Origin of the sequence: Fulvivirga marina, from assembly GCF_016775155.1 — a bacterium.
Lineage (GTDB): Bacteria > Bacteroidota > Bacteroidia > Cytophagales > Cyclobacteriaceae > Fulvivirga > Fulvivirga marina.
Genome location: NZ_JAEUGD010000023.1, coordinates 146351 through 163905 on the forward strand (window position 1 = coordinate 146351; position 17555 = coordinate 163905).

At 38.9% G+C, this 17555-nt stretch carries 17 protein-coding genes; 4 read left to right on the forward strand and 13 right to left on the reverse strand.

The window, feature by feature from the left end:
• Positions 1 to 12: 12 nt before the first annotated feature.
• The 7 genes from coaE to JMN32_RS07605 all read right to left on the reverse strand — a co-directional run bounded on the left by coaE (position 13) and on the right by JMN32_RS07605 (position 5298).
• The gene (gene coaE, locus JMN32_RS07575; protein ID WP_202855707.1) at positions 13 to 615 is read right to left on the reverse strand and encodes a dephospho-CoA kinase; all 603 of its coding nucleotides are present in this window, start codon (positions 613 to 615) and stop codon (positions 13 to 15) included.
• The gene (locus JMN32_RS07580; RefSeq protein ID WP_202855708.1) at positions 605 to 1546 is read right to left on the reverse strand and encodes a YbbR-like domain-containing protein; all 942 of its coding nucleotides are present in this window, start codon (positions 1544 to 1546) and stop codon (positions 605 to 607) included. The genes coaE and JMN32_RS07580 overlap by 11 nt, the downstream gene beginning before the upstream one ends.
• 13 nt (positions 1547 to 1559) lie before the next feature.
• Complete coding sequence (gene yajC, locus JMN32_RS07585) at positions 1560 to 1886, reverse strand: preprotein translocase subunit YajC (RefSeq protein ID WP_202855709.1); 327 nt, start codon at positions 1884 to 1886, stop codon at positions 1560 to 1562.
• Positions 1887 to 1991: 105 nt separating this feature from the next.
• Positions 1992 to 2531, reverse strand: coding sequence for a DUF1573 domain-containing protein (locus JMN32_RS07590; RefSeq protein ID WP_238354378.1), 540 nt, complete (start codon positions 2529 to 2531; stop codon positions 1992 to 1994).
• Between the two features lie 80 nt (positions 2532 to 2611).
• Positions 2612 to 2929 (reverse strand): YtxH domain-containing protein, encoded by a 318-nt coding sequence (locus JMN32_RS07595; RefSeq protein WP_202855710.1) that lies wholly within the window; start codon positions 2927 to 2929, stop codon positions 2612 to 2614.
• Positions 2930 to 2941: 12 nt separating this feature from the next.
• Positions 2942 to 4084 (reverse strand): transcription antitermination factor NusB, encoded by a 1143-nt coding sequence (gene nusB / locus JMN32_RS07600; protein ID WP_202855711.1) that lies wholly within the window; start codon positions 4082 to 4084, stop codon positions 2942 to 2944.
• Between the two features lie 110 nt (positions 4085 to 4194).
• Positions 4195 to 5298 carry a Glu/Leu/Phe/Val dehydrogenase gene (locus tag JMN32_RS07605; protein ID WP_202855712.1) on the reverse strand — a complete coding sequence of 368 codons (1104 nt, stop codon included), beginning with the start codon at positions 5296 to 5298 and terminating at the stop codon, positions 4195 to 4197.
• A 224-nt stretch (positions 5299 to 5522) separates the two neighbouring features.
• Between JMN32_RS07605 and JMN32_RS07610 the strand changes: the two genes are divergently transcribed.
• Positions 5523 to 7313 carry an ABC transporter ATP-binding protein gene (locus tag JMN32_RS07610; protein WP_202855713.1) on the forward strand — a complete coding sequence of 597 codons (1791 nt, stop codon included), beginning with the start codon at positions 5523 to 5525 and terminating at the stop codon, positions 7311 to 7313.
• A 400-nt stretch (positions 7314 to 7713) separates the two neighbouring features.
• On the opposite strand, the gene JMN32_RS07615 is transcribed toward JMN32_RS07610, so the two are convergent.
• From JMN32_RS07615 to JMN32_RS07640, 6 genes are all read right to left on the reverse strand, one after another.
• Positions 7714 to 8235, reverse strand: coding sequence for a hypothetical protein (locus tag JMN32_RS07615; RefSeq protein ID WP_202855714.1), 522 nt, complete (start codon positions 8233 to 8235; stop codon positions 7714 to 7716).
• Positions 8236 to 8564: 329 nt separating this feature from the next.
• Positions 8565 to 9287, reverse strand: a complete 723-nt coding sequence (locus JMN32_RS07620; protein WP_202855715.1) for a hypothetical protein — start codon at positions 9285 to 9287, stop codon at positions 8565 to 8567.
• Positions 9288 to 9441: 154 nt separating this feature from the next.
• The gene (locus JMN32_RS07625) at positions 9442 to 11175 is read right to left on the reverse strand and encodes an ABC transporter ATP-binding protein (protein WP_202855892.1); all 1734 of its coding nucleotides are present in this window, start codon (positions 11173 to 11175) and stop codon (positions 9442 to 9444) included.
• Positions 11176 to 11222: 47 nt separating this feature from the next.
• Positions 11223 to 11966 (reverse strand): tRNA pseudouridine(38-40) synthase TruA, encoded by a 744-nt coding sequence (gene truA / locus JMN32_RS07630; RefSeq protein WP_202855716.1) that lies wholly within the window; start codon positions 11964 to 11966, stop codon positions 11223 to 11225.
• Positions 11963 to 12592 (reverse strand): chloramphenicol acetyltransferase, encoded by a 630-nt coding sequence (locus tag JMN32_RS07635; protein ID WP_202855717.1) that lies wholly within the window; start codon positions 12590 to 12592, stop codon positions 11963 to 11965. The genes truA and JMN32_RS07635 overlap by 4 nt, the downstream gene beginning before the upstream one ends.
• 15 nt (positions 12593 to 12607) lie before the next feature.
• Complete coding sequence (locus JMN32_RS07640; protein WP_202855718.1) at positions 12608 to 13807, reverse strand: thiolase family protein; 1200 nt, start codon at positions 13805 to 13807, stop codon at positions 12608 to 12610.
• Between the two features lie 69 nt (positions 13808 to 13876).
• On the opposite strand from JMN32_RS07640, the gene JMN32_RS07645 reads away from it, so the two are divergent.
• The 3 genes from JMN32_RS07645 to JMN32_RS07655 all read left to right on the forward strand — a co-directional run bounded on the left by JMN32_RS07645 (position 13877) and on the right by JMN32_RS07655 (position 17454).
• Entirely contained in the window at positions 13877 to 14359 is a 483-nt protein-coding gene (locus JMN32_RS07645) for a DUF4293 domain-containing protein (protein ID WP_202855719.1), read from the forward strand.
• 273 nt (positions 14360 to 14632) lie between these two features.
• The gene (gene htpG / locus JMN32_RS07650; RefSeq protein ID WP_202855720.1) at positions 14633 to 16525 is read left to right on the forward strand and encodes a molecular chaperone HtpG; all 1893 of its coding nucleotides are present in this window, start codon (positions 14633 to 14635) and stop codon (positions 16523 to 16525) included.
• A 110-nt stretch (positions 16526 to 16635) separates the two neighbouring features.
• On the forward strand, positions 16636 to 17454 hold the full coding sequence (locus JMN32_RS07655) for a toxin-antitoxin system YwqK family antitoxin (RefSeq protein WP_238354379.1): 819 nt from the start codon (positions 16636 to 16638) through the stop codon (positions 17452 to 17454).
• Positions 17455 to 17555: the final 101 nt, after the last annotated feature.

Sequence of the window (17555 nt, forward strand, 5' to 3'; positions counted from 1 at the left end):
TGGATAGAGCCATTACCTAAAGTGTGAAATCACTTCATGTAATTGCAGTATCTGAGGGATCAACATATGTTGTCCGTCATTGAAAATGATATAATTAGCACGTTGTTGCCTTTCAGTTTCGGTCATTTGTTTTGCAATAATAGACTCTATTTCTTTCTCATTTCGAAAAGGGTCTCGTTGCAATACACGTTTGACCCGAAGTTCTTCCGGTGCTGATACGTTTATTACTTTATGCAATCTTTTATAAGAGCCTGCTTCAAAGATCAAAGCAGCTTCTTTTATGACATATGTATAAAAATTATGATCTGCCACCCATTGATCATAATCCTTGCCAACAGCGGGGTGTATTATACCATTAAGAGCTTTCAATTGGTTAGGGTCGCTGAACACCTTGCCAGCTATATAATCTCTGTCTAGGCCTTTATCTGTATATGCTGAGGCTCCAAATTTTTTTATTATTTTTCTTCTAACCTCATCATTAAAGGAGGTGAGCCATTTTGCCCTGTTGTCCGCATTGTAAATAGGGATACCTAGCAGGGAAAAAATTTTGCAAACAAGGCTCTTCCCGGACCCTATACCTCCGGTTACCCCTATTTCAAGAGGTTTATTTTTCATTGAAGTGAACTTTGATTTTAGCTGTGTCTAATGAAACTTCTTGAATAAATCCCGGATGTTTGGCAAGTTTTGGAGTAAGGGTAGAATCTGTCATGTCCATGTCTTTATAGTCAGCTATCACTTCAAAGTCGTCAGGTTTCACGAGGTCTCTTTTTGATTGGCTAACAAAGAAATGGACACTAATCGTATTTTTTTCTATATATGCTTTTCCATTTTCAGGAAAGCCCATTGTTTTTAAAGGCGTACTTTCAGATACTTCTGTAAACTCCTCTACACCAAATGCAATGTTCAGGGTAGGTGGATTTCGTTTAATTAAGTTGTTATTAGGTGTGTTGACAGGAACGTCTTCTTTAAAATTTTCATCAACCTCTTTTTGTGGTATACTTACTAGAAGTGTGTCTGGCATTCCGGTGAGTATACCCTCTGGCCCTTCCAGGGTAACAGAGTCAGGGTTGAATCTAATGGAACTTATAAGCCTGTACCCAGAAGAGAGAGAAATTCCAGCACTGTCGATTTTTATGGGAAATTTTCTGCTTGCTTTTCTGTCGATGTTGATATGTAGCGTATCGGTAAGCACATAGTTTAGCTCTACCTCACTGATTTGATCTGATATTAATGCGGGAAGAGTTCCTCCGGTAATTTTTTTGAGTTCAGGAGGTGATTCCAATACTATTCTCAAAGGAGTGACCTTAATGCCCAGGCTATTTCGAAATAAATTCCAGCCTAATCCGCTGACGTTTACCTGAATATTTTCAGGCAGGTCATCCACTGCAATATATTTTTCTTTGTCATAGACAAAGTGCAAGGGGTATTTTAATGTAGTGGAATAATTTTCATTCAGTGCATTTAAAAACCAGAAAGTAGTGGCGGCAAACACACATAAAATGATGACCCGAAGACGGTTCGTCTTATCGGGTCTTAAGGGTTTCAATATGTCATGTAGTTTACTCAACTTTTTTTTGATCCTTAGCCGGAGCTGGTTTAGTGGCGTCCAGGGATATTGAACTTTTTTGGAAAGTCATTTTTACACCCTTGTCTACCTCAAGAACAACAGTTGTTTCATCCGTGCTCATTACTTTGCCATGGATACCACCAATGGTAACGACCTGATCACCTCTTTTGATCTCTTCAATAAATTTCTTTTGCTCTTTTTGCTTCTTCTGTTGCGGCCTGATCATAAAAAAGTAGAAAACGAGAGCGACACCCCCAAATAAAATAAGTGAGGATAAGCCTCCGCCATCTCCAGCCTGCAATAATATAGTCTTGATCATAATCGTGTTAAGTCGTTAAAATTTTTGCTAAAATACGCTAATAAAAAAAACATCCCAACTCCTTTGCAGGGGCTGGGATGAAAAGTTTAAGTTCTTTAATCTGGCTTATTTTTTCACCGGACCTTCTGTAGGAGTTTCTCCTCCAGCTGCAGGGGTTACCTCAGCTTTAATTCTTAGCCTTGTTTGCTTTGGCCATGTGTTAGCTGTAATTGTAACGGTTTTGTTTTGAACGTTTGGCTTGCCTTTACTATTAAACTCAGCAACGACTTCGCCGGTTCCTCCGACTGGAATTGGCTCTTTAGGCCATGTAGGTACTGTACAACCACAAGAACCCTGTGCATTTTGAATGATCAATGGGGCTTCTCCGGTATTTGTGAATTTAAAAGTGTGCTTTACAACATCACCTTCATTTATAGTACCGAAATCATGGAAATCTTCTTCAAACTTAAATTCAGGAAGAGGACCTTCTGGTTTTTCCTCTGGTTTGGTAGCTTCGGGAGTAGTTGGTGTTTTATTTCCCTCTACTTCTGCCAACCTGTTTTCCAATTCGGCTATTTTCTTCTCAGCCTCTTTGTTGTTTCCGCACGCGGCAAAAACCATTGCGAAAACAGCCACTAACAATGATAACTTGATTCCTTTGTTCATATTAATTAACTAATTTAAATTGAGCTTTGCTCTTATTATTATAACAATTGGTAAAACAAAAATTTATAAAAATCGTTCGATTATCCTTTTTCGTTTTTTTCCCCGCTTTTAATATGTGAGATCAATTGATCTACATCTTCCAGCAGTCTTTCGGCTTTTTCTTTGGCATCGTTCACTACTCGCTGTCCATGACTTTTGGCTTCGCTAAGGTTTGAGTTTTTCTCTGACATTAGATCTTCTACCAGTTCTTCAAGCATTTGCTTATACTTATCTAGCCTATAGGTTAATTTGTCTCTGGTATTTGATCCTTTATCAGGGGCATACAAAACACCTAATGCTGCGCCTGTTGCCGCTCCCAATAAAAAAGCAAAAAAAGAATTTCCTGATTTACTGCTCATAATTAATGCATTTTATTTGTTGTCGATTAATCCACGTCCGCTTTTTCGAATAGCACCAGAGTCAGTAAGCTCAGAAGCTATCACATCAAGCACTCCATTTATAAAGGTTTTACTCTTCGGAGTACTGTACCTTTTTGCGACCTCAATATATTCATTAATTGTCACTTTTACAGGGATGCTAGGGAAATTAATCATTTCACAAATTGCCATTTCCAATATGATTTTATCCGTAGTGGCAATGCGTTCAATGTCCCAGTTTTTTGTCTTTTTGGCAATTAAATCCTCGTATTCCCCTTCCACCTTTATGGTATCTTCAAACAGCCTTATAAAGAACGCCTTATCATCTTCCCAGTTATAGGACAACTCTTGTAATTCAAAATCGTCACCGAAGTCTTCAGTGATTGATTTTATAGTTTTGGTAGTCAGACTTTTAATTATTGGTCTGTCCTCATTCCAGTTGAGGTCTTTTTCTTCCATGAATTTGTCAATCAGGTCATTCTTAAAAAGAATGTTTTTTACAATGTGATTGACAATATCTTTGTCTTGTTCAAATGAAGGGTTATCCAGTTTTCTGTAACTGATATAAGCTTCATCTGTCTTGATTAATTCCTTGAACCATTGCCTGACCTCCCCTTCAAAACTATCCCAACTGATATTTCTCCTCAAGCTAATATTTTCCAGAGACTTGTTAAATTTTAATGCTTTTATTAACAAATTTTTAACAAAGTTGCTGTGATCTTGCTTTGCGTCGCTTTCAGCCAGATTGCCCAATTCAATAAGCAGGTTCAAGATAGATATATAGCGATCTAGTACTTTTTCGGCTTCGATCACCATATTTTTTTTAAAGAACTTGAAATCCTTATCAATTTGTTGATAATAATCACGAATAGCTTCATTCACTACCTCGTTAACTTTATTAACGGAGCCTTTGGAGCTGGTAAAGTTTTGTGATTTATAATTTTCTTCAAAAATCTGTAGAGCCTCTTGCTTTTGCTTGTTAAGTAATTCTTTGTCCTGCACCTCCATTGAGTTGAGGTCAGGAGCAAAACTTTCCTTGATAAATTCCTGTGCCAGACCATAGTTAGCCCCTTTGCTTTGCTGAAAAGCAAATATGGTCTGCATCCCTTTAATTCTTAATGTTCGTCTATTAAGCATTTACAATAATTGAAAGAACTGACTTTCTAAAAAATAAAAAAATGAGGCTGTTTCAAAAGCCAGTTATTTTAACTTCTGAAACAGCCTTGCAAAATTAGTTAAATATTTATTTATCGTGGTAATTTAACTCTACCTATATCTGCAATTCGTTTTTCTGCTAACTCTATTGCAGCCTCTTGTGAAGAGATACCTTTATTTTGTGCAACATTTAAAATATTAAGACAGGTGTCATATATTTTTTCAGCTGTGTTGTAAGCCCTGTCACGGTTATATGACCCCAGGTGCTCTTCGTATACATTGATTAGACCCCCAGCATTAATTAGAAAGTCCGGAGCATAGGTTATACCTTTATCTATTAGCATGTAGCCATGTTTATGCTCGTCTTCAAGCTGGTTATTGGCGGCACCGGCTACTACCTGGCATTTCAACCTGCCAATAGTGTTATCATTCAAAGTGGCTCCCAGAGCACATGGAGAATAAATATCCATATCTATGTCATAGATTTCGTCCATGCCAACCACCTTAGCACCATACTCGGATGACACTTGCTTAAGCTTATCCTGATTGATATCAGTTATGTATACCTCTGCATTTTCTTTCGTCAGATATTCGACCAGATACATACCAACCTGGCCAACTCCCTGAACACCAATTTTTTTTCCTGTGAGACTGTCGCTACCAAATACTTTTTTAGTGGTAGCTTTCATGCCGAGATAAGTTCCGTAAGCGGTTACTGGAGATGGGTCTCCACCGCCCCCCATGCTTTCTGGTAGTCCAGTTACATGGGAAGTTTCCATGCCAATGTACTCCATATCACGGGTTTTCATGTTAACATCTTCAGCAGTGATGTATTTACCATTCAAGCTTTCTACAAACTTGCCAAATCTTCTGAGAAACGCTTCGGTTTTCATAGTGGTTGCATCGCCAATAATTACGGCTTTCCCACCACCTAGGTTGAGACCTGTAATGGCCGCTTTGTAGGTCATTCCTCTTGACAGTCGAAGTACGTCTGTCAGTGCTTCTTTTTCTGAAGCATAGTTCCACATTCTTGTGCCTCCAAGAGCAGGACCCAAAACTGTGTTATGGATTCCTATGATTGCCTTTAGGCCCGTAGCTTGATCATGGCAGAAGACAACCTGCTCATGATTGAGTTTAGCGAGACCGCCAAAGACAGTATCTTCACCTACTCTTTCCACTTCATTTATTTCCATCATATAATAATGTTAAATAATTAGTTTATTGTAGTTTTGAACCTTGATAAAAGAGGAATGCTCTAGAAAAAAGGTCGGTCAAAATTAAGGCTTTTTTGTTATTTTTTCAATTCCGGTAACGTTTGCGAAAAACCTGAAACGTCTCCGGCCGTTTTAGAGATTAACCCATATAAAATTTGGTTAATGGACTTTAACGGAGCATTTTATCTTGACAGGACTCTCGCTGAATGAAGGAACTTAGCTATCTCAACAAATATCTCTGGAAATATAAATATCACCTTGTTCTCGGCACGATATTTATCATCATTTCGAACATCTTTCAAATTGTTCCTGCACCGATGGTGCGGTATGCGATGAACCTTGTGAGTGAGAACATCAGTGTGTACCGGGCCTTCGAAGGCGTTGATTTACAAAATAACATTTATGACATTTTTGCAGGAAGCATTTTAATCTATGCGGTTCTGATCCTTGTTATGGCCCTGCTTCGTGGTGTATTCCTTTTTATGGTGCGTCAGACCATTATAGTAATGTCAAGGCTGATAGAGTTTGATTTGAAAAACGAAATTTATGCGCATTACCAATCGTTGCCTTTAAGTTTCTACAGAAGAAATAATACCGGAGATCTGATGAACAGAATCTCTGAAGATGTAAGCAAGGTGCGTATGTATCTTGGCCCCTCAATAATGTATGGACTCAGCATGATCACCCTTTTTTCCATGCTGATACCTTATATGCTTTCTATCAACCTTACACTAACGTTATATGCCCTAGTTCCTCTTCCGGTTCTATCAGTGAGTATATATTATGTTAACAATATAATCAACAAGAGGTCAGAAGAGATACAGGAGAGTCAGTCATCATTATCCACCTTTGTACAAGAGGCGTTTTCCGGTATTCGGGTTCTGAAGTCTTTCACCAGGGAAAATGATTCTATTGGGAAGTTTAGCAGTGAGAGTAATGAATATAGGGACCGGTCTCTTAAATTGACGAAGGTGCAGTCTTTATTTTTCCCCTTGATTCTCGGGCTCATTGGTCTTAGCACCATATTAACCGTATATGCTGGTAGCGCGGAGGTAATAAAAGGTACTTTGACTTTTGGTAATATTGCTGAATTTATCATTTACGTGAATCTTCTAACATGGCCAGTAACCTCTCTTGGGTGGATAAGCAGTATTATTCAGCGTGCTGCTGCTTCGCAGAAAAGACTAAACGAGTTTTTGAAAGTAGAAAATGACATTGTTAGTACAGAAAACCTGGTAGAGGAGCTTAGAGGCGAAATCGAATTTGATCATGTCGACTTTGTATATCCTGATTCAGGTATCCAGGCTCTAAAGGACGTTTCCTTCAAAGTACAGCCAGGTCAGTCATTGGCGATTATAGGAACCACTGGTTCTGGAAAAAGCACCATTGCCAACCTTATTTCGAGAATGTATGATACCTCCAGCGGGCAAATAAGAATAGATGGGCGTGAGGTTGAAAAGTATAATCTGATAAGCTTGAGGAGTCAAATTGGTTACGTGCCTCAGGATGTATTTCTTTTTAGTGATACCATTTATAACAATATTGCCTTTGGCGCCACTGACGCTACAGAGGAGAGAATTCTTGATGCAGCTCGTGAAGCCGATGTTTACAATAATATTATAGAATTCCCCGATGGTTTTAATACCCGTGTTGGGGAGCGTGGCATTACATTGAGTGGGGGTCAGAAGCAAAGGGTTTCAATTGCCAGAGCGATATCTCGGGACCCTAAGATATTAATGCTGGATGATGCTCTTTCTGCCGTAGATACAAAGACTGAAAACACTATCTTGAATAGTATGAAACGTATCATGAAAGGGAGGACTTCGCTGATTATCTCGCACCGTGTATCTTCTGCCAAACTTGCAGACAAAATTATAGTGCTGGATGATGGTTATGTGCTTGAGGAGGGAACACATGATGAACTCATGAAAATCAATGGTATGTATAAAGAGTTGTTTGAAAAACAAACGCTCACTGAAGAGACACTTGAGGAATAGTTTACATAAAAAAGACCAGACACAATGTCGGATTTCTTCACATTAGGAAATTTATATCTTACTATTTAACTATTAACATCTTTGTGGTGTACTGGGAGTTTCCCTGCAGGCTCACGAAGTTGATTCCTTTTGGGAATGAAGAAACATTAACCATTAACGATTCTCTCTCAGACTGAATTTGTTGTGAGTAAACAGGTATCCTTTATTATATACTATTGGAGGAAATGTTGTGGTTTTGGCTTCAAAAAAGCATCTCGCATTGAATCTTTGGTATCAAGACAAGAAGTGCTTAAACAATGTTCTTGAGTAGTTTTTTGTGATTTCCTGCCTGCTTAGTGTAAAGCTGGCACTAAATGGAAATATGAGGTTTTCGCTTCTGAAGCAGGAGATACTCATGGTTTTACTTTTTTAGAGGAAAACTAACTATAAGCTCTCGGTCTGAGGTGTAAGTCTCCCACGTTATAGTGTCAATTTCTACTCCTTTTTCCAGTGCAAACTTCAAAGCTCCTTTTTTTACATCTTCAGGTGATGGCATTACAAAGTTGTGTGAGTTGATTAATGCAAATATTATTTGCTGTCTCGGGATTCGCTTTACCTCTATATTTTTTATGATAGTATCAGGCTTTTGGGGCCTGCCTGCACCGATGAATTGTTTGATAATCTTACCATTCTCTTTTGAGGGGTAATTTATAATGGTGAGATTAGCGTTTCCATCTCTCTCGGCTCTTGATTTTGCATCGAAAAAGAGCTGTTCCGCTTCAGGGTCATTGTATCTCCCCTCGAAGTATTTTCCAACTATATAAAATTCTGGACTAGTCTCCAGCTTGTATTCCAACGGTTGATTTCCGCCCAGCTTGTAATAAAATATGAAGGCTACAATTGAAAGCAATGCAGTTAGCCCGATCAAAATCCTTTTTAACATATTATAGCAAATTATGAGACGTATCCTACACCTGACGCGGCAAAGAAACAAAATCTAAACGGTTTATCAATTATTTCTCATAGAAGGCTTACTTGGCAGAATCACCCGGATAGTCTTTTAAATCTTATATTCCACTCTCAAAATGCCCTCCGGTTAAGGTTTACATTTGTTTTTGTATGGGAGCTTGAGTGCTAGGTGTATGCGACCTTTGAGAGTCGTAGCCGTTCGCCTAAACTTCAATAGTCAACATTCGAAAGGAAGGTATTATGCAAAGCACATCTGTTCTATAAGGTGAGGAAGACGTTAAGTGATACGTAACGTTCTAAATTCTAAAAAACATAGCGGATACCAACTCCGCCTTGAAACCTTATCCATCCCGGATCTTCTACCATGTCCGAGAACATTTCTATTTCGAGGAAAGCAGAAACGGGCAGTTCGAAATAAGCGTATTCAAGACCAAGGGCACCTGTTGGACCCATTGTAAACCTATTAACGTCAAACTTGCCGAGTTCATTTTCATTGCTATTGATTTCTAAAAAATACTCATACTCTATATTGAGCTGTCGTAGCTGCCAGCCAGCACCTATATACCACTGGAGGCCACTTAGCAGTTTTGAAGCATCATGATGATAAAGTAGTTTACCTTCTGATACCCATTCTGATTTAACTTTATGCCCTAAATAACTTATGGATTCACTACCAAGTACGGAATCAGTTGCTGAATAATTGATAAAATTGTCTCGGTGATATTTATTATAAAGTCCGCTAGCAGCAGAGCCAAAATCTATGGCAACAGCAAAATTTTTGGTAGCATAAAATTTGTAGGTAACAGCAAACGGATCTCCCAGTTTAACGCCAATACCCTGGTATGGATATTTACTATGCTCAAATATTGGGCATACCACTTTGGCCTTTGCTTTTGAAACTTTAACAGATTTGTATCTGCCTTTGTAGAAGGATTTGCTTTTGTTTCTTTTTTGAGCATGGCTATGCCCCGCAATAAAAATGCAAAAAAGAAAAAAGATAATATACCTGAAAAGTGCAAAGGGCATTGACCGTAAATATAGACTAATTAAATATTAACCTAAAAAAATTATACATCGCTACCATTGCCAAACAAACCAATATTTGCATAGTAAGGAGCTCTTAATCTGATGTATATGTTTTAAAAATGTACGCGAAGATGCATATGTTCCTGCAAAATAGTTAAATAATTTCTTTGTACTGCATTTTATGGAGTTGAGTGTAGTAGCCATTTTTAGAAAGCAACTCCTCGTGGTTTCCGATCTCTTTAATTTCACCCTTATCAAGCACGATAATTTTGTCAGCCTTTTGAATGGTGGATAGCCGATGGGCAATGACAATTGATGTTCTGCCCTTCATCATTTTATCAATCGCCTGTTGTATAAGCTCTTCTGTTTCCGTGTCCACAGATGAGGTTGCTTCATCAAGCACCAATATTTTTGGATTGTATACCATGGCTCTTACAAACGATATAAGCTGTCGTTGTCCGACGGAAAGGGTGGAACCTCTTTCCATCACATTATAGTCCAGTCCTCCAGGAAGACGCTCAATAAACTTTCTAGCGCCAACAAGGTCAGCAGCATGAAGAACCTGATCTTGGCTTATATTTTCATTATCCAGTGTGATGTTCTTGAGAATAGTATCACTAAAAAGAAAAACATCTTGAAGTACAACGCCAATTTTTGATCTTAGTGAGCCTAGTTCATAATTGCTTATGCTCTCTCCATCAACTTTTATTGTTCCACGATTGATATCATAAAAGCGGTTGAGCAGGTTAATAATGGATGATTTTCCTGCTCCTGTGGCCCCAACCAGGGCCAATGTTTCGCCAGGCTTTACTGTAAAGGAGATGTTTTTTAACACATGATCGCCTTCGTTATAGGCAAACCAGACTTTGTCAAACTCAACGGAGCCATCAATATGATCAGGTGTGTGGCTGCCATTGTTTGGAATATGCTCGTCATTATCCAGAAGCTTCAATATTCTTGAAGAACTTACTATTCCTAACTGTAAAGTGTTGAAGCGGTCTGCGATCATTCTAATAGGGCGAAAGAACATTTGAATGTACATGATGAAAGCGATGAGCTTTCCCATGGTTATTCCTGTTACAGTCTCATGCAGTACTCCCTTAGCACCATACCATACTAACAGGCCTATCCCAGCAGCACTTATGATCTCGGCTACAGGAAAATAAACTGAATAGTATAGCACTGACTTAAGGTTGGCCTTTTTATGCCCCTGATTGATTTCCTTAAACTTCTCGTATTCCCGGTGCTCGCTACCAAAGATCTGGACTACGCTCATTCCAGTAATGTGCTCTTGCACAAATGAATTTAGGTTTGAAACCGCGTTTCTTACTTCATTGAAAGCGACCTTAATTTTTTCTTTGAAAATGTAAGTACTTAACAATAGAATAGGTAAAGTTGACAAGCTTATAAGGGCAAGCCTCCAATCGCTGTAAAACATTACTGCAAGTATGAATAGTAGCTGGAGAAGGTCACCCATCATGGCCGCCAAGCCTTGACTGAATACGTCTGCAAGAGTTTCTACATCTGAGATTGTTCTTGTAACAAGACGACCGATGGGAGTATTGTCAAAAAATTTAAGCCTTAGATTAACCAGGTGCTTATAAAGTTGAATACGGATGTCGCGGATTACATATTGTCCAAGCCAACCAGATAAGTAAGTGTGAAGATATTGGACGATAGCTTGCAGAATTAGTAGGCCTGTTAAGATTGCTATCATCATAAGCATACCATGATAATCACCCAAGGCCACAAAATAATCCAAGGTTATCTGTATAAGAAGTGGCCTGGCAGGTGCTAGTATACCTAGGGCTACCGTAAGAAATATAAGAAAATAGAACTTGCCTTTGTAAGGACTTATGAACTTCATAAGCCTCTTCAGCACCTGCATGTCTACAATATTGCCGCTGTTAATTTTTTCTTTTTCCAAATTACTTGTCAGGGAAAAATCTCCCGGGGATATTTTACTGCTGTCAAAAATAAACCTGCTGCCGGAGCTGCGGCTCCAGCTTCTTTTCGGTCTTTACTTTCTATGATTTTTTTAAAATCTTCTTTACGAAGTTTTCCTTTTCCTACCATTAATAGGGTGCCTACTATAGCCCGCACCATACCACGCAGAAACCTGTTTGCTGTGATATGGAATATTAAAAGATCCCCCTTTTCAACCCACTGAGCTTCAGTTATATCACACACAAAGTTATTAACATCAGTCTTAACTTTGCTAAAAGATTCAAAATCCTGCTTCCCGACTAATAACGAAGCCGCTTCATTCATAGTTGTGATATCCAGGGATTTTGGATAGAAATAACTCATATTTTGAAGAAAGGGATCTTTGCATTGGGTGATTCTATACTCGTAGCTTCGTGAAAGTGCTGTAAACCTAGCATGAGCATCATCAGTAACCTTACAGATAGAATTGATGCTGATATCGGGAGGCAGAAAACTGTTAAGCTTGTACCGTAAATTACTAATAGCTGCATTTTCGGGCAGATCTGCATGAAAATATTGTTGAGAACAATGTACACCAGTATCCGTTCGACCGCTACCCATTATAGGTATTTTTGTTCTTAGTATTACACTAAGGGCTTCCTCTATCAACTGCTGAATAGTGGTTGCATTTTGTTGTATCTGCCAGCCATGATAGTTAGTACCATTATATGCTACTTCAAAAAAGTACCTCATAGTGTTTCGTTCATCAGATTCTGAAACAAATCTATATACAGCCCTACATGATAGCCATCCAAAAGTGCATGATTAACATGGATAGAAACCGGCATTAATTTTATAGTATCCTTTTGATACATTTTTCCGAAACTGATTTTTGGAATAGAATCAGACATGTCGTAATGCCGCGCATGAGATAAAGAGGTAAATTTGATCCACGGTAGTGCAGAGTAGTGAATAACGTTTTCATTACTTGTAGCAGGAACTAGCTTGCTGTCACTGCTTACGCGATCCATTTCTTTGAGAGCAGCAGGATAGAAGTCATTGAAGGCAGGTTGGTATTCCATATAAGAAAAACCAAAGGTCCCATTGGACCTTGGCACAGTTGGGGATGCATTAACAGTTTCGTATACAGCAACTTTTTCACCCTCTATTCTGTACTTGAAGGCTTCTATCTGATTTGCAGCGGCTAATGACTTATGCAAATAGTATAAAAAGAATGAAACCTTTCTTTTTTTAGCTTCGGCATAGGCTATTGTACAATCAGCCTCAACCGTAACGCCAAAAAAGGGCTCGTTAAAGCCCTTAAAAAAGGAAAAGTGATCCTTTCGGTCCCATTTATCTATATCCAGGTATGTTTTCAATACTTCTTTCTGCTATTACAGTTTTTCATAGATGATAGCGGCACCCTGACCAACTCCGACACACATGGTAGCAAGTCCGTACCTAACCTGCTCTCTTTTTTGCATTTCGTGGATCAGTGTGGCGCTTATTCTTGTACCACTTGCTCCTAGAGGGTGACCAATTGCAATTGAACCTCCGTTAACATTTACCTTAGCAGGATCCAGATCTAAATCACGTATACATGCTATAGACTGTGAAGCAAACGCTTCATTGAGTTCAATTAAGTCGAGGTCCTTTACTTGTAGGCCTGCTCTTTTGAGTGCTTTTTGAGTAGCGGGTACCGGCCCTATACCCATACAGTCGGGACTAACACCTGCAATGGCCATAGAAACTACCCGAGCTATTGGTTTAAGGTTAAATTTCGTTAGTAAGTCTTCATCAACTATTAGTGATGCTGCTGCTCCATCGTTAATCCCGGACGAATTTCCCGCTGTTACGGTCCCCCCATCTTTGAAGGCAGGTTTAAGAGCAGCCAGTTTTTCCAGTGGTGAAAAGCGAGGGTGTTCATCAACGTCAAATTGAATAGGATCAGCTTTCCGTTGTGGTATTTCTACAGGAGTTATTTCATTTTTGAATTTATCAGCCTCAAAAGCCGTCTTATACTTTAATTGCGAGTTGTATGCAAATTCATCTTGTTCTTCTCTGGAAATATTCCATTTTTCGGCTACATTCTCAGCGGTTTCACCCATGGCATATGGGTAGTGTAGTTTTGAAAGCTTTGGATTAGGAAACCTCCAGCCGATGGTGGTATCGTATGTTTCTACTGCTCGACCATAAGGGGTCTCTGATTTGGCGGTTACAAAGGGGGCTCTTGTCATGCTTTCCGTACCTCCGGCAATATAGGCCTGCCCTTCTCCCAACATCAAAGCACGAGATGCGTCCATAATGGATTGGAGGCCGGACGCGCACAAGCGATTTACCGTAACCCCACCGGTTTCAACAGGTAGTCCCGCTATTAATAGTGCCATGCGCGCTACGTTTCGATTGTCTTCACCGGCCTGATTGGCCGCTCCCAAAATTACATCCTCAATCAGTTTTGCATCCAGGTTAGAGTTTCTGCTGATCAAAGATTTAATAACATGTGCTGCAAGATCATCGGGCCTTACCGAAGAGAGTGTGCCACCAAATTTGCCTATGGGTGTCCTTAATATATCTACAATGTATGCTGTTTTCATTTCAATTACAGTTTGTAAACCGGGGCGGTTTGATTTAAATTTGCAGTCGCAATTTAAGCCAATAGCCATATGTTACAAAGGATTCAAACTGTATTTCTGTTACTCGTAGTAGTGTTAATGCTCCTGATGTTATTATTCCCTTTATGGACATATCAGGCCGAAGACGGTAGTCTTACCTATATCTTGACCTCATTCTATCTTGATGCTCAGGAAGGCACCGGAGCCGTAACAACAAAGGTTTATTCACCTTATGTTTTTGTAGCAGTATTGGCCATATCAGCAGCTCTTGTTGGTATAGTTGAAATCTCAAGCTTTAAAAACCGTTTGCTCCAAATGAAGTTAGGTGCTCTTAACTCATTATTTATGGCGGGAGCTATGGGTTTAAGCCTATATTTTGCCAGCAACCTGATGGATGAAAAGCAACTTCAATATGGTTGGAGTTATGGAATGGCTATCTTTTTTCCTGCAGCAGCCATGATCTGTAATGTTATAGCCAACCGCTTCATCCGTAAAGATGAACGCCTGGTTCGCTCTGTTGATCGAATCAGGTAAGATAAGCTGTCAACTGAATAGAGATGATTTAGTAGCACCATTTTTAGCGAAGGTGCTTTTTTATTCCATTCTACATTCAAAATCTTTACCATACCTCACCTCCTGCGACCTAAATAGTTTTGCTCTTTTGCCGATCTTTTTTACTACTTAGCTGAAGTAAAGGATGGCGGGTTACATCAACCCTGTCATTATGTCACTTTTTGTCGGCTGGAATGGTATTTGGAAATGCAGTAGGGTAAATATGAAAAATAGACTATAAAATAAAGGATAAAAATGGCTGAAAAAGGTACTATTTCGATTCACACGGAAAATATTTTTCCGATTATCAAAAAGTTTCTGTACTCTGATCACGAGATTTTCTTAAGAGAATTGGTTTCTAATGCTGTTGATGCGACCCAAAAACTGAAAAGGCTGTCATCTCTCGGCGAACTCAAGGAAGATATCGGTGATACCACTGTAGAGGTAAGCTTTGATAAAGAGAAGAAAACAATAACGGTCTCCGATAGAGGTATCGGTATGACTGCTGACGAAATTAAAAAGTACATTAACCAAATAGCTTTTTCGGGTGCTACCGAGTTTGTGGAGAAGTTTAAAGACAAGGGAGACGCGAAAGACATCATTGGTAAATTTGGTCTTGGCTTCTACTCGGCGTTTATGGTAGCCAAAAAGGTAGAGTTGGTTTCCAAGTCATACCAAGAGGGCACAGAGGCTGCCAAATGGACATGTGATGGTTCTACAGAATTCGAAATTTCTGAAGCAGATAAGAAAGAAAGAGGTACAGATGTAATTCTTCATGTTGCGGATGACTCGGAGGAGTTTTTAGATGAGTGGAGGCTTAAGTCTATTCTTGAAAAATATTGCAGGTTCCTGCCCGTACAAGTGAAATTTGGTACAGAGGACAAGCAAGTAGAAGATGGCAAAGATGAGGAGGATAAGCCTAAGTATAAGACGGTAACGGAGGACCGTATTATCAATGATACTGAGCCTTTATGGACAAAAACTCCTGCAGACCTTAAAGATGAGGATTATCTGAAATTCTACAGAGACCTTTATCCAATGTCTGAAGACCCACTTTTTTGGATTCACTTGAATGTTGACTATCCCTTTAACCTAACAGGTATCTTGTATTTTCCTAAGGCGAAAAATGACTTCGAAGTACAGAAAAACAAGATCCAATTATATTCAAGGCAGGTATTTATCACCGATGAGGTGAAAGACGTAGTGCCTGAATTCCTGATGTTGCTGCATGGTGTCATTGATTCCCCTGATATTCCTCTGAACGTATCAAGAAGTTATTTGCAGTCGGACAGTAGCGTTAAGAAAATCAATAACCACATCACAAAGAAGGTAGCGGATAAGCTAAGTGAACTGTTTAAAAACGATAGAAAGTCTTATGAAGACAAGTGGGATGATATAGGTGTTTTTGTTAAATATGGTATGCTTAGCGAAGACAAATTCTATGAAAAGGCTAAAGACTTTGCTTTGTTGAAAAATACTGAAGGTGCTTTTGCAACGCTTGATGAGTACAAAGAAAAAGTAAAGACAACCCAAGAAGATAAGGACGGAAATCTTGTCTATCTGTACACTACTGATGCTGCAAAGCAGGACACCTACATACAAGCAGCAAAGGCAAAGTCTTATGACATCCTTTTAATGGATGGAATTATAGATAGTCACTTTGTTAATTTCCTGGAACAAAAGCTTGAAAAAACACAACTTAAACGGGTAGATGCGGAAACCGTTGACAAGCTGATTGACAAGGATGAGAAAATTGATAGTGTACTGAGCAAGGAAGAGGAAGAAAAGGTAAAAGAGATCTTTGAAAAAGCGGTTAACAACAAGAGTATGAATATCTCTGTTGAATCGCTTTCCCCTGATGAGATGCCGGTTACCATTACGATGTCAGAGTTTATGAGAAGAATGAAAGACATGGCCAAAATGGGCGGTGGCGGATATGCTATGATGGGTAATATGCCGGATCAATTTAATTTAACCGTTAATGGTAATCATGCGATAATAGGAAAAATTTTAAGAGCAAAAAAAGAGGAGAAAAAAGAGTTGCTAGCCAAGCAAGCTTATGATTTGGCGATGCTGTCTCAAAATATGCTTTCCGGCTCAGATCTTACTAATTTTATTAGGCGAAGTATAGAGCTGGCGGGTGAATAGCCTACAAAGTTTATCAAACAGAGCCACCTGGAACTTTTCAGGTGGCTTTTTTATTTTTGAGATGAAAATAAAAAATGGTTATTTACGTTGCCAAATAATAAAATAGGTCAATGTTTCTTAAATCTATAGTTTCACTATCCGTTACGTTATTGTTAGTCGCCCATCTGTATGCTCAGGAATCTGACCCTGAAAGTACGGATAAAATGTTCACGATCAACACACCTATAACCTTAGACCTTGAAAGCGATGAGAAGGAGGAGGACTATGTGGAGCCTAAAAAGAAGAAGCCTAAAAAAAATGTGTTTTATGGGCTCAAAACTAAAAAACGTTATACTCAAAAAGGGAGTGGTGATAGAAAGACCTATGAGCTTTTTTATGTGTTGAAGGAATATGAAGAGCCAGATCCTTATGTAAGAGATATATACTGGATTGATTATCGTCGAGGAAAGATCAGAAGCGAGGGCAAGGTAGATAAGGAGTATGGAGCGATATTGCATGGACCTTACAAAAAAATGCAAGGAGATCAGGTGTTGGAAGAGGGAATATTCTACAAAGGAATGAAGCATGGCCGGTGGGTAAGGTATGACAAGAATGATCTACTTGTTGATAAAGAAAAATACTACAAAGGCTGGCCTAAGGAGTCACTAGTGAGTTATTATGATCAGAAAAGGGAGAAAATGAAGGAAATTATCCCTATTGAGTACGGAGAGAAAGAAGGCTACTATTATTATTTTCACAAGAGTGGAAAGGTAGCCGTAAAGGGAGAATACAAATGGGATTATAAAGTGGGAGACTGGGTAGAGTATTACTCGAGTGGACGCAGAAAAAAAATAATCAGGTATTCAAAAGACCCTTTTGATAAGCAAAGCAGCCCCTACATTTTTAAAGAGTGGAACAGGCGAGGAAAGCTCGTCTATCAAAGAAGATAGCCTTTAAGCCGTATTTCATTAATGATTTTAAAATATTACAAATGTAATAATTTTAATTCTACACCAATTATTTGTTTTGTCTTATCTAAAATTAATTTTAT

What these genes read in the sequence shown, in the direction of transcription:
- coaE (WP_202855707.1), bottom strand. Translation starts at nt 615, where the DNA reads ATGAAAAATAAACCTCTTGAAATAGGGGTAACCGGAGGTATAGGGTCC.
- yajC (WP_202855709.1), bottom strand. Translation starts at nt 1,886, where the DNA reads ATGATCAAGACTATATTATTGCAGGCTGGAGATGGCGGAGGCTTATCC.
- JMN32_RS07590 (WP_238354378.1), bottom strand. Translation starts at nt 2,531, where the DNA reads ATGAACAAAGGAATCAAGTTATCATTGTTAGTGGCTGTTTTCGCAATG.
- JMN32_RS07595 (WP_202855710.1), bottom strand. Translation starts at nt 2,929, where the DNA reads ATGAGCAGTAAATCAGGAAATTCTTTTTTTGCTTTTTTATTGGGAGCG.
- nusB (WP_202855711.1), bottom strand. Translation starts at nt 4,084, where the DNA reads ATGCTTAATAGACGAACATTAAGAATTAAAGGGATGCAGACCATATTT.
- JMN32_RS07605 (WP_202855712.1), bottom strand. Translation starts at nt 5,298, where the DNA reads ATGATGGAAATAAATGAAGTGGAAAGAGTAGGTGAAGATACTGTCTTT.
- JMN32_RS07610 (WP_202855713.1), top strand. Translation starts at nt 5,523, where the DNA reads ATGAAGGAACTTAGCTATCTCAACAAATATCTCTGGAAATATAAATAT.
- JMN32_RS07615 (WP_202855714.1), bottom strand. Translation starts at nt 8,235, where the DNA reads ATGTTAAAAAGGATTTTGATCGGGCTAACTGCATTGCTTTCAATTGTA.
- JMN32_RS07620 (WP_202855715.1), bottom strand. Translation starts at nt 9,287, where the DNA reads ATGCCCTTTGCACTTTTCAGGTATATTATCTTTTTTCTTTTTTGCATT.
- JMN32_RS07625 (WP_202855892.1), bottom strand. Translation starts at nt 11,175, where the DNA reads ATGCAGGTGCTGAAGAGGCTTATGAAGTTCATAAGTCCTTACAAAGGC.
- truA (WP_202855716.1), bottom strand. Translation starts at nt 11,966, where the DNA reads ATGAGGTACTTTTTTGAAGTAGCATATAATGGTACTAACTATCATGGC.
- JMN32_RS07640 (WP_202855718.1), bottom strand. Translation starts at nt 13,807, where the DNA reads ATGAAAACAGCATACATTGTAGATATATTAAGGACACCCATAGGCAAA.
- JMN32_RS07645 (WP_202855719.1), top strand. Translation starts at nt 13,877, where the DNA reads ATGTTACAAAGGATTCAAACTGTATTTCTGTTACTCGTAGTAGTGTTA.
- htpG (WP_202855720.1), top strand. Translation starts at nt 14,633, where the DNA reads ATGGCTGAAAAAGGTACTATTTCGATTCACACGGAAAATATTTTTCCG.
- JMN32_RS07655 (WP_238354379.1), top strand. Translation starts at nt 16,636, where the DNA reads ATGTTTCTTAAATCTATAGTTTCACTATCCGTTACGTTATTGTTAGTC.